The following is an 11240-nucleotide window of genomic DNA, read 5'->3' on the forward strand; positions in this document are numbered from 1 at the left end:
TCGTCGTCGCGCTCGTGAGCCACGACGCTGCTCTGAACCAGACGGTGGGCTTCGCCGATCAAGGCCGCGGCGGATTCCGGCGTCGCATCGTCCAGCGCATCGACGATCTGACGCAAGCGGTCGAGGTCCTTGAAGAGAGCCTGGTGATCGTGATGCAATGTCCGCCCCTGCTCCGCGGTGATGTGCGGGCCGCGGCTGACGAGTGACGGAACGAGCGCCCGCAATGCGTTGAGGATGACCGCGACGTCGATCACTTCCTGCACGATCGCGGCGGGCACAGGTGAGAGCCAACCAGCGGCGGCAGCGATCATCGCGACCAGCGACAATCCCATGCCGACAAATATGCTCTGCAGGGCAATGCGCCGCGCCCGCTGCGCAATCATGATGGCTTCGCCGACCCGATCGAGCCGATCCGCCAGAATCACCACGTCTGCCGCCTCAGACGAGGCACTTGCACCGCGCGCACCGAGCGCGACCCCGACGTCGGCCACCGCCAGCGCGGGTGCATCGTTGATGCCGTCGCCGACCATGATGGTCGGATGCAACCGCTGCTCGCTGCGCACCGCTTCGACCTTGTCCGAAGGGACCCGGTCGGCCAGCACGGCATCGAGATCCAGCGCTGCTCCAATGGCCTGCGCCGCCGCGGCGCGGTCGCCCGTGACCATCACCATTCGTGCGATGCCGGCATCTCGCAGCAGCCGGATCGCGCGCGGCGTATCAGCCCGCAGCTCGTCCGCCAGCAGCAGCGCGCCGATCAGACGGCCGTCCACCGCGACAAAGACGATCAGCGCCGAGCGCCATGAGGCACGCCGGATCGCCCGCAGCTCCCATGGCGACGGGGCGACACGCGAGGGAAGCATCTCTCGCGAGCCCACCGTCACCCGGCGCCCGTCGATCACCCCATTCAGGCCGGAGCCCATGGCCTCCTTGACACGGTCCGGCGGCTTTAGTTCGAGGCCACGATCGGCGGCCGCGGCGACGACGGCCTTCGCAAGTACGTGATGCGAGGCCTGCTCGAGCGAGGCTCCGAGCATGAGGACCTCGTCCGGGTCCTCCCCCGGCGCGACCTCTACGGAGAGCAACCGCGCTCCACCCACGGTCAGGGTGCCGGTCTTGTCGAACAGCACGGTGTGGGCGCGGGCCAGCGCCTCCAGCGCTCCGCCGCCCTTGACGAGGATGCCGCGGCGGGCCGCTTGCGCCACCCCGGCAATGAAGGCGACCGGTGCGGCCAAGATCAAGGGGCAAGGCGTGGCCGCCACCAGCACGGCAAGACTGCGGGTCAAGTCGCCCGAGATGAACCAGGCCACGAACGCAATGACGAGTGTCACCGGGAGGAAGATCAGCGCATAGCGGTCCGCCAGCCGCACAAAGGGGGCTTTCGCGGTCTGCGCCGCCGTCACCATGCGGACGATGCCGGCGTAGGTGCTCTCCCCGGCCGCCGCGGTCACGGTCAACTGGAAGGCCTCACCCGCATTCAGGGAACCGGACAGAACGGCGTTTCCGCGCCGCTTCTCCACCGGGATCGGCTCCCCCGTGACCGCGGACTCGTCGATCGTGGCCGAGAGCGAGGCAACAACACCGTCGACAGGCACGATCTCGCCGCCCCGCACCAGCAGCTCATCGCCGATCGCGACGTCCTCGATCGGGACATCCTCGATGCGCCCGCTGGATTTCCGATGGGCCTGCCGCGGTGCGCGATCGACAAGTGAGCGCAGGTCACGCTCTGCCCGTGCGATCGCGATCTCCTCCAGCACGTTGCCGCCGGAATACATCAGCGCGACCACGGCCCCGGCAAGCGGCTGCCCGAGCGCCAAGGCCGCACTCATCGACAGTAGCGCGATCGCGTCTACGCCGACCCGGCCGCTCAAGAGATCCCTGACGATCGAAACCGCCAACCCTACAATCACCGGCACCGTGCCGAGCCCCCATGCGAGGTCAGCAAGATCAGGCCGGCCCGCGGTTCGCGCGAGAATACCTGCGGTCAATCCCGCGATTGCACTCGCCACCAGAGCCCAGGGCAGCAGCCGTTCAAGCGATACGGCGGGGCGCACGTTCTCAGCTTTCGCTGGAAGCGAGGGCGTGCCGCGCCATGCGCGAGCAGGCTTCATCGGATGAGTACCGGGGACGCCGACCGGCCGCTTCACTCAACGTCCTGCCGGTCGTGACGTTGACGAAGTGCAGCGAAGCGCAGGCGGGACATCGCACGGAGACGTGCGTATCCGCGGCGTCGGACAGCGAGCCGGAGAGCCAGTGCTGCACGTTCATGCCGGTGCGCGGGCATTTGAATAGGATGTTGCGCTCCATGCCGAACATATGCGCCAGCCGCGCCGGCATTGACATTGCGGGCCAATACTTAGGCACATGTCCTGAACGGGTCCACGCGGTAGCGTGGCAACTGGTTCCCTTGAGCTGGATCAAGACAAATCTGTGACACCGACGATAGCCTCGTGTCGGCATCGGGAACGCTGTCCGAAGGTCCGCTGCCGACAGGCATTGGAATCCGCCGATCAGGAGAGCCGACATGCTGGCCGACATTCACACCGACGATCTCACTGCCGTCGTGCGCTACGCATTGGAGACGACCCGCGCGACGAGTGTTTGTCCATTCCACGACGATGTGATCGTCCGCATCGGGGATGACGCTGCCGAGAGCCACGCCTTGGAACGCGCGAAGCGCATCGTCAGAAGCGACGGCACGGAGTGGGACAAGGACGCTCTCAGGAACGAGCTCGGCCGCCAGCTCGGAGCAGCCGCTGACGGCCGCTGCCCCAAATGCGATCCGGCGGCCTCGCGCGTCTAGCCGCCGCGAATTTGGTGCGCGCAGCTCGATCCGGAAGCGGGAATTGGCGTGAAAGTGACACGGCCGATCACATCCCTCATCCCCCGAAAATCCCGGACGGAGATCCCGCCGGCGGAGAAAGACGATCGTAGCCGGCCCTCGCCATCCGCCGAGAGGCGAAAGGTCGTCGAAGACCACGCCGATAATCTGAAGAAGATCATCCGAAGGCTTCTTGGCAAGCTGAATTGATTCACCGCAAAGGCAGGGAAAGCAAGCCTGCTAGTAAAGGTCGAAATTGACGGGGAATGCTCGGATGACGCTGAAAAAATGGTGCGCGGTTCTCGCGATGTCGGCGGCTGCGGTGACATCCGCGATGGCCCAGTCCGACTTTCCACCCTCCGCGAATGCAAAACAGGAAGCGCCGCGCCTCGTCGAGGTCATGGGCATGGCGCAGATCGAGCATCTCAAGCTCTGGTATGCGGGCAAGGCGAAGAACTGGGACTTGGCCGCGTACGAGTTGCGGCAGCTGACGAACAGCCTGGCCGAAGCCGCCATCTTCTATCCGGCAGTGCCCGTCAGCAATGTGACCACGATGAAGGAGCCGCTGCTCTCGGTTGCCGACGCTATCGCGGCGGGCGACGATCGCAAGTTTTCAGCGTCCATGCGCGTGCTGACCGACGGCTGCAATTCCTGTCACACATCGATGGGACGCGGCTTCATTGCCATCACCGTTCCGACCGGAGGACAACCGCCTGCCAACCAGATCTTCTCGCCATTGGCGAACAGCCGGAAGAAATGATGCGGCAAGCGGGAGAGGGAGTGCACTTACGCTAGACCAGGCTCAGCCGGTTCATCTCATCGTGCTTCAGGCCGGACTTGGGTAGATCGGCTCGCGGTGAACTTCCCGGCCGCTCTCATCGATGACGACGATCTGGAGCGCGGGATGGCCTTTCGGCCTCTCTTCACGCATCCGACCAGCCAGGCTCTTGCTGTGTACGATGGCGGCGCCATCGCTCACGAGTTCCAGTCCCGACTTGTCCCGGACGGGCACCCCGTCCCTGATATCGAAATAGTAGGTGGGCATCGGCTTGTTTCCTCCCCTCGGGCGGCTCGGTGAAATCAAACATTCTGGAAAAGAGCCGCTGGGAGGGGATTCACCTCGGCGGCGACTTCGAGAGTCGTAACCCGGCAGCGTTACGCAAGTTGCACGATAGCGGGCGGGCGAATTCCTGGGCTTGATCCGCATCAAGCCGGTGTCTCGCGATAGATCCGCACCCGGGAACGTCGCTCGGCAGAATCGTACAAGTTTTGGGTGACCTGACCCTCCAACTATTATAATACCATACAACCTCTATCTGCACGACAGGCCATCTTCGCCACTGCCCTGCGGGAGGGAATGTTACGGAGAGTGCGCCATGGATCGCTACATCGCTCGGGCGAATGTCGACCATTACATCGCGCTGTTGAACACCGCCGACCTCACGCCCGACCGCCGAAGCGCGATCACAAAGATGCTGATTTCCGAGGAGGACGGGCTCGGACACGACCTGGAGCAACTCGAATTCTATGAGATTCGAGCCGTAGCCGGACGCAAGCGTGTGGAGACCGTGGCAAATCTGCGCGACCGATTTGCCTCGGGAACGCCGGAACGGCGCCACGCAGAGGAGCTATTGGTGAACATCGAGAACCTCCAGACCCTCCTGGAGGATACGTGTCACCGCCTGCGCAGGAGGATCAACTCGCGCGGCCTTTAGATCGTCCCGGGCGGCAGAACCCGGACATCTTCGAAGCAAGTCGTGGCGCTCATCCGGCATCGAGCTCAGCGTGCCGGCGTCAGTGCGACATCAGCAGACAGACCGGCGCGTGCTGCAAAAGGCTCTGGGTCATGCCGCCGAACACCCATTCTCCCAACCGGCTGTGTCCATAGCCCCCGGTGACGACGAGGTCAGCGCCGATATCGGCGGCCAGTCGAACCAGATATCCTGCGTCGGGCTCCGCCGTATGCACGCGCACCTCGTGCTGGCAGCTCACCCCGTGCCGTTGAAGATATCGGGCCACGTCCCGCACCCGGTCTCGCGCCGCATCCTGTTCGCTCGACGTGCAGATCTCGGCGATCGTGACCTGCGAAGCCCGGGTCAGGAACGGCAACGCGTCCCGAACGGCCAGGCGCGCCTCGCGGGAGTCCTTCCAGCCGACCACGATCCGGTCGCCCGCCAATCGGGTGACGCCATCCGGCACCGACAGGACCGGGCGCCCCACCCGCAACATCGCTTCCACCGCATCGAGGTGGTGCGCGTAACTCGGCCTCGGCTTGCTGCGCTTCACCACGACAAGGTCGGCTGCCCTGGACTGCTCGACCAGGAAGGCGGTCGGAAAGCCGATCGTCCAGCGCCATTCCACCTTTGCGCTCGGCAGGCGAACGACGCGCCTGAACCAGGCCTCCTTGTCCGACAACGTTGCGCGGATGCGCTCGAGGTCCTCCTCCGTGGTCTGCTCGATGATCACGCCTTCGGCGACGAACGAAGGATCTATCGCGATCGCCGAGACGCCCATCAAGGCGGCCTCAAAGCGACTTGCGACCGTCTCGGCGACAGCAATCTGCCCCTCGTCCTGCTGCTCGGGATCGACATAGACCATGACGCTGGCAAGAGACATGTCATTGTTCCATTGCTCCAACGGCACCCCTTATCTCGCGTTTGCAGCGGAGCGCACGACCCGGACCGGAACGCCCTTGTAGGATGGCGTAAAGCTCATGGGATCTCGGGCATAAAGCGGCACCAGCGGATTGGTCTCGGGGTAGTAGGCCGCGCAGCAGCCGGCCGGGAACGCGTACCGGACAACACGAAAATTGCGCACGACCCGCTCGACACCATCGATCGATTCCGTGATCAGGTCGACGCGGTCGCCATCCTCCAGACCCCGCTTCTTCATCTCGTACTCGTTGAGAAACACGACATCGCGCTGACCGAATACGCCGCGGTAGCGGTCTGACATCGAATAGAGGGTGGTGTTGTACTGGTCGTGGCTGCGGATCGTGCTGAGCCAGAGCGAGTTTTCGTCGCATTGTGAGGGGTCTTCGCCGACCCCTTCGAAGACAAGAAAATTGGCCTTACCCGACGGAGTAGCCCATATGCGCTCCCGCGCAGTCGAAGTGAGATGGAAGCCGCCGGGAACGCGAATGCGTGCATTGTAACCCTGGAAGATCGGAAACACCGCCTCGATAGCGTCGCGGATAAGGTCGTAGTTCCCGACAAACGCGTCCCATTCGACGACCGTGCGGTCACCGAGCGTGGCCTTGGCAACGCCGGCGATAATCGCAACCTCGCTCATCAAATGCTCGGAGGCCGGTTTGTTGCGGCCGCTGGAGGCGTGCACCATCGACATCGAATCTTCCACGGTGATCGACTGCGGACCGCCGGCCTGGATATCGATCTCGGTGCGACCGAGGCAAGGCAGGATCAATGCGTTCTTGCCGTGGACGAGATGACTTCGGTTGAATTTCGTGGAGACGTGAACGGTGAGGTCGAGATTTCGCAGCGCCTTGCGCGTCAGCTGCCAGTCGGGAATGGCGGCAGCGAAATTGCCCCCCATCGCGAAGAAGACCTTCACGTCCCCTCGGATCATCGCTTCCAGGCCGGTGACGACATTGTGCCCGGGCGCCGCGGGCGGCTTGAAGCCGAAGCGGCGCTCGAGCCGGGCCAGGAATTCCGCCGTCGGAACCTCGGTGATGCCAACGGTCCGATCACCCTGCACGTTGGAATGGCCGCGAACCGGACAGACGCCGGCGCCCTCGCGGCCGACATTGCCGCGCAACAGCGCCAGATTGGCCATCTGCTGCACATTGTGCGCGCCCCGCTCGTGCTGGGTGACGCCCATGCCGTAGACGATGATGGTGCGCTGCGCCTGCATGTAGGCCTTGGCGGCATATTCGAGATCCTCACGGGTGAGGCCGGACTGGCGCTCGATGTCAGGCCATTGCGTGCGCTTGAGATCGTCAATCAAAGCGTTGACGCCGGCGGTGTGCCCGCGAATGAAATCCCAATCCAGGATGGCCGGTTGCTCGGCAGCGCGCGCAGCCTCGTCCGTCTCGACGAGGATCTTCATGATCCCCTTGATCGCGGCGACGTCGCCACCGACACGCACCTGAAAGAGTTTTGAACTGATGTTCGTGAATCCCAATCTCATCATCTCGATCGGACTGGACGGATTCTGGAAGCGCTCCAACGCGCGTTCGCGGAATGGATTGAAGGAGATGATGGAGGCGCCACGGCGCGCAGCGTTGCGCAAGCTCGTCATCATGCGCGGGCTGTTGGTGCCGGGATTTTGCCCGAAGATAAAGATGCAATCGGCCTTGTCGAAATCCTCCAGGAGCACGGTGCCCTTGCCGACGCCGATCGATTGCGGCAGGCCGACGCTGGTCGCCTCGTGGCACATGTTCGAGCAGTCGGGGAAATTGTTGGTGCCGTATTCCCGCACAAAAACCTGATAAAGGAAGGCCGCCTCGTTCGAGGTCCGTCCGGAGGTGTAGAAATCCGCCATGTTCGGGTCCGGCAGCGCCTTGAGATGGCGGCCGATGATGTCGAAGGCCTCGTTCCACGGCACCGGCAGATAGCGGTCGGAGGCTGCGTCATACGCCATCGGATGGGTGAGTCGACCGGTCATTTCCAGCTCATAGTCGCTCCAGCTCTCCAGCTCGGCGACGGTGTGCCCGGCAAAGAATTCCGGCGTGCATCTTTTGGCGGTCACCTCCCATGCGATCGCCTTGCCCCCGTTCTCGCAGAACTCGAAGGAGGAGGTGTGCTTCGGGTCCGGCCAGGCGCAGCCGGGACAATCGAACCCCTGCGGCTGGTTCATCCGCGCCAGTGTCGCCGCGCCTTTTATGGGAACGTCCTGCACCAGCAGGGCTTTGGTCAGCGCCTTGAGCGCACCCCATCCGCCGGCAGGCTGACGGTAGGGACGAACGGATTTCGTGGACATTGACTATCTCTTCGGTGGGAGGAACTCCGGTAACTAAGGAGCCTCGCGCCTCCGGCGTCTTTTCAAATCGAACTTTGGCTTTCTCGATTGCACAGGTCGTGCCTGCTGCTGCCGCGTCGCCCACCGAAGCCCGCAGTGCATTCCGGCAAAAGCGGCGCCGTTCGCGGAAGCTGGCCTGGCCCGGCCGGCCTAGTTTCGTTGCGTCGAGCCCTGTCGCAACGAGCACGGCTCGTTTTGAAGCATTACAGGAGCAACCAAGATGTTTTCACGACGCGACATGCTCGCAATGTCGGCGGCCGGCGCTGCCATGGTCGGCTCCGCGCACGCGGCCACCTTCGGCAATCCGGACCAACCGGCGCAGGGCGCGATCAACGCCAAGACCCCGAGCAGCCTGACCGATCCCGGTCCACAGAACCCGGCGCTGGCCAACCAGTTTCCCGACGTGCAGTCACCGCCGCCAACCGATGTCGGCGGTCTGCCGTTGAACTGGGCGTCGTTCAACACGGCGTCGAGGCGCATCCAGAACGGCGGCTGGGCTCGCCAGGTCACCGCCGCCGATTTCGCGATCTCCAAGGAGATTTCCGGCGTCAACATGCGCCTGTCCGCTGGCGGCATCCGGGAGCTGCATTGGCATCAGGCGGCCGAGTGGGCGATCATGACCTATGGCACGTGCCGTATTACCGTCCTCGACACGCAAGGACGCCCCTATATCGCCGACGTCAACGCCGGCGATCTCTGGTATTTTCCACCGGGCGCGCCGCATTCCCTGCAGGGATTGGGGCCGGACGGCTGCGAATTCGTGATCTGCTTCGACGACGGCCACGCCAGCGAATTCAACACGCTGCTGGTGACGGACTGGCTTGCCCATACGCCGCCGGAAGTGCTGGCCAAGAACTTCGGCGTGCCCGCCGAAACCTTCGCCAAGATTCCGCTGCAGGATCTCTGGATCTTCCAGGGCGCGGTGCCCGGCGACCTCGCTTCGGATCGCGCAGCTGTGGCCAGGAACGCCGAGGCGCCGCCCTATCCGTTCGTCTATCCGCTGGCGGCTTCGGCCCCTCTCAAGGTAAGTGCGGGCGGCACCATCCGGGTCGCCGACAGCACCAACTTCAAGGTGGCCACAAATGTTGCCTCGGCGCTGGTTACCGTGCCGCCCGGCGGCGTCAGGGAGATGCACTGGCATCCGAACGCGGACGAGTGGCAGTACTACATCAAGGGCAAGGCCCGCATGACCGTGTTCAATACGGGCCCCAACGCGCTGACGACAAACTTCGCCGCCGGTGACATCGGCTATGTCCCGCGCAACCTCGGACATTATGTCGAGAACATCGGCGATACCGAGCTGGAGTTCGTCGGGGTGTTCCGCGCCCCCCGCTACGAGGAAGTATCGCTCTCGAACTGGCTGACGCACACGCCGCCCGCCCTGGTCGCGCAGCACTTCAACGTGGATGAATCGGTGATTGCCCGCTGGCCTAACAATAGCCCAGGCGTGATGCCCAAATCCTGAACTGAACAATTCTCGACAAAGGGGCGCCGGCAACGGCGCCCCTTTCGCGTTCGGCCACGCATTCGGAAGTCTTCGGCTGCGGCAAACGAAAGACGGTCTTCCGGCGCTGCCATCGCGTCATTTTTCGGCTGGCCCGGCGATCAAATGACGGATGTTGGCCTCGACGCTCCAAGAGTTCGAAGGCATCCCATCTTCCCATCAGCTAAGGATGGCAACGCGTCCGCGCGACGGAGCGGCCCCTTCGATCCCCAAGCCAGCCTCAGTAATGTTCCGATGCGGAGTAGAACTTGCCCTTGAACACGCGGAAGCCCGTGGCGGTGTACAGCAGCAAGAGCGGGAACACGAACAGTCCCTCGCCCCAAAACATGAAGGCGAGGCTGGAATGCGGCGCGGCGGCCTGGTCGATCGTGATCGCGAACGGCACCATATAGGGCCAGAACGACAGTGCGAGCGTGCCGAATGCCGCGGCGAAAATCAGCGAGACCATGTGGAACGGCCAGTAGTCGTCGTGCCGCAGGATGCTAGATGCCAGCACGCAGGCCGCTGCGGCGCCTATCCCGGGGAAGACAAAGAGATACGGCCGATCGATCCAACGATGCAGGATCGGCAGATGATCCAGCAGCGCAAAGCTGAACACGGCGACGAGGAACATCAGTACACCGACCGCGAGCACCGGAATCTGCCGGCGCGCCACGTCCCGAACCGCGCCAACCCGCTTGCGCACCAGCCAACAAGCGCCCAGCAATGCATAGCCGAGACAGAGACCGAGACCGCACAACACGGAGAACGGGCTGAACCAACCGAACGTGCCGCCGGCATAGTCGCCGTCGACCATCGGCAAGCCCTGCACAAGCGACCCCACCATCACGCCCTGCATGAAGCTCGCAACCAGCGAGCCGCCCCCGAAGGCGACAGTCCATATCCCGCGTGAACGCCTCGACTTGCTGCGGAACTCGAAGGCGACGCCGCGCAGGATCAATCCAAGCAGCATGAAGATCACGGGGATGTAGAAGGCCGAGAGCACCGTGGCGTAAACGATCGGAAACGCGCCCCACAGGATCACGCCGGTCACGACCAGCCAGGTCTCGTTGCCGTCCCAGAACGGAGCGATCGCCCCCAACATGGCCCGCCGCCGCGGCTCGCTATTGGGGAACAAGGACAGTATCCCGACGCCGAGGTCGAAGCCGTCGAGCAAAAGGTAGATCAGGATGCTGATCGCCAGCAATGCGACCCAGAACATGATCATGATCATTCTCCTGCGTTTGCGAATTGACGATCGGAGACCGCTTCGGTATCGGCCAGCGCCATCGGCCGGTTCGGCGCGGCGGTTCCAGGCAACGCGGCGAACGGGCCGCCGGGCCCGGCTCGCAGCAGCCGATAGATGAAATAGATGCCGAACGAGAAGATGAAGGTGTAGACTGCGGCGAACAGGATCAGCGTGGTCGCCGCCGCATGCGCCGTCAGAAAAGGCGTCATGGCTTTGGCGGTACGCAATACACCATAGACCACCCATGGCTGCCGCCCGATTTCGGCCGTGTACCAACCAGCCAGCGTCGCGATGAACGGCAGCGGAAAGCTGAGGAAGATACCCCAGAGCAGCCAGCGCGCCTGCGCAAGGCGGTTGCGATGGACCAGCCAGGAGCCGAACCAGGCCAAGCCGAGCATGATCAGGCCACAGCCGACCATGAGACGGAATGTCAGGAAGGGAATCAGCACCGGCGGCCGATCTTCGGGCGGGACGGACGTCAGCCCGACTTCCTTCGAGGTCGCGCTCATGCTGGCGATGATGCTGCCGAGAACCGGGATCTTCAGTTCGTAGCGGTTCGACTGTGTCGCCTCGTCGGGAAGCGCGAAGATGACTTCGCTGGCAGGCTGCTCGTCATGCCAACGCGCCTCGATCGCGGCGAATTTCGCGGGTTGATGCTGGTGGACGTAGTCGCCGACCAGATGCCCGAACAGGAGCTGCACCGGAAGCAACAC

The 11240-nt window shown here is 63.8% G+C and carries 11 protein-coding genes; 4 read left to right on the forward strand and 7 right to left on the reverse strand.

What is annotated here, in order from left to right:
• Together JHD07_RS06400 and JHD07_RS06405 are read right to left on the reverse strand one after the other, a co-directional pair.
• A partial coding sequence (locus JHD07_RS06400) for a heavy metal translocating P-type ATPase (RefSeq protein WP_366863985.1) occupies positions 1-1826 on the reverse strand: 1826 nt, incomplete at its 3' end.
• A gap of 229 nt (positions 1827-2055) precedes the next feature.
• Complete coding sequence (locus tag JHD07_RS06405) at positions 2056-2334, reverse strand: hypothetical protein (protein ID WP_366863980.1); 279 nt, start codon at positions 2332-2334, stop codon at positions 2056-2058.
• A gap of 187 nt (positions 2335-2521) precedes the next feature.
• Between JHD07_RS06405 and JHD07_RS06410 the strand changes: the two genes are divergently transcribed.
• Positions 2522-2800 carry a hypothetical protein gene (locus JHD07_RS06410; RefSeq protein ID WP_291620179.1) on the forward strand — a complete coding sequence of 93 codons (279 nt, stop codon included), beginning with the start codon at positions 2522-2524 and terminating at the stop codon, positions 2798-2800.
• Positions 2801-3224: 424 nt separating this feature from the next.
• Entirely contained in the window at positions 3225-3578 is a 354-nt protein-coding gene (locus tag JHD07_RS06415) for a hypothetical protein (protein ID WP_291620181.1), read from the forward strand.
• 66 nt (positions 3579-3644) lie between these two features.
• Here JHD07_RS06415 and JHD07_RS06420 read toward each other — a convergent pair whose 3' ends face one another.
• Entirely contained in the window at positions 3645-3863 is a 219-nt protein-coding gene (locus JHD07_RS06420) for a hypothetical protein (RefSeq protein ID WP_291620183.1), read from the reverse strand.
• 331 nt (positions 3864-4194) lie between these two features.
• Here JHD07_RS06420 and JHD07_RS06425 point away from each other — a divergent pair, with 331 nt between their 5' ends.
• On the forward strand, positions 4195-4533 hold the full coding sequence (locus JHD07_RS06425; RefSeq protein ID WP_291620185.1) for a hypothetical protein: 339 nt from the start codon (positions 4195-4197) through the stop codon (positions 4531-4533).
• A 79-nt stretch (positions 4534-4612) separates the two neighbouring features.
• Here the strand turns inward: JHD07_RS06425 and JHD07_RS06430 are convergent, their stop codons facing one another.
• Positions 4613-5434 carry a universal stress protein gene (locus JHD07_RS06430; protein WP_291620187.1) on the reverse strand — a complete coding sequence of 274 codons (822 nt, stop codon included), beginning with the start codon at positions 5432-5434 and terminating at the stop codon, positions 4613-4615.
• A 30-nt stretch (positions 5435-5464) separates the two neighbouring features.
• Entirely contained in the window at positions 5465-7756 is a 2292-nt protein-coding gene (locus JHD07_RS06435; protein WP_291620188.1) for an FdhF/YdeP family oxidoreductase, read from the reverse strand.
• 259 nt (positions 7757-8015) lie between these two features.
• Here JHD07_RS06435 and JHD07_RS06440 point away from each other — a divergent pair, with 259 nt between their 5' ends.
• The gene (locus JHD07_RS06440; protein WP_291620189.1) at positions 8016-9260 is read left to right on the forward strand and encodes an oxalate decarboxylase family bicupin; all 1245 of its coding nucleotides are present in this window, start codon (positions 8016-8018) and stop codon (positions 9258-9260) included.
• Positions 9261-9519: 259 nt separating this feature from the next.
• Here JHD07_RS06440 and cydB read toward each other — a convergent pair whose 3' ends face one another.
• Positions 9520-10506, reverse strand: coding sequence for a cytochrome d ubiquinol oxidase subunit II (gene cydB / locus JHD07_RS06445; RefSeq protein WP_291620190.1), 987 nt, complete (start codon positions 10504-10506; stop codon positions 9520-9522).
• A gap of 2 nt (positions 10507-10508) precedes the next feature.
• On the reverse strand, positions 10509-11240 hold a 732-nt coding region (locus tag JHD07_RS06450; RefSeq protein WP_291620191.1), incomplete at its 5' end, for a cytochrome ubiquinol oxidase subunit I.

Source organism: Bradyrhizobium sp., assembly GCF_016462955.1.
Lineage (GTDB): Bacteria > Pseudomonadota > Alphaproteobacteria > Rhizobiales > Xanthobacteraceae > Bradyrhizobium.

Coding starts and splice junctions, on each gene's coding strand:
- JHD07_RS06405 (WP_366863980.1), bottom strand. CDS start 2,334: ATGCCGGCGCGGCTGGCGCATATGTTCGGCATGGAGCGCAACATCCTA.
- JHD07_RS06410 (WP_291620179.1), top strand. CDS start 2,522: ATGCTGGCCGACATTCACACCGACGATCTCACTGCCGTCGTGCGCTAC.
- JHD07_RS06415 (WP_291620181.1), top strand. CDS start 3,225: ATGGCGCAGATCGAGCATCTCAAGCTCTGGTATGCGGGCAAGGCGAAG.
- JHD07_RS06420 (WP_291620183.1), bottom strand. CDS start 3,863: ATGCCCACCTACTATTTCGATATCAGGGACGGGGTGCCCGTCCGGGAC.
- JHD07_RS06425 (WP_291620185.1), top strand. CDS start 4,195: ATGGATCGCTACATCGCTCGGGCGAATGTCGACCATTACATCGCGCTG.
- JHD07_RS06430 (WP_291620187.1), bottom strand. CDS start 5,434: ATGTCTCTTGCCAGCGTCATGGTCTATGTCGATCCCGAGCAGCAGGAC.
- JHD07_RS06435 (WP_291620188.1), bottom strand. CDS start 7,756: ATGTCCACGAAATCCGTTCGTCCCTACCGTCAGCCTGCCGGCGGATGG.
- JHD07_RS06440 (WP_291620189.1), top strand. CDS start 8,016: ATGTTTTCACGACGCGACATGCTCGCAATGTCGGCGGCCGGCGCTGCC.
- cydB (WP_291620190.1), bottom strand. CDS start 10,506: ATGATCATGTTCTGGGTCGCATTGCTGGCGATCAGCATCCTGATCTAC.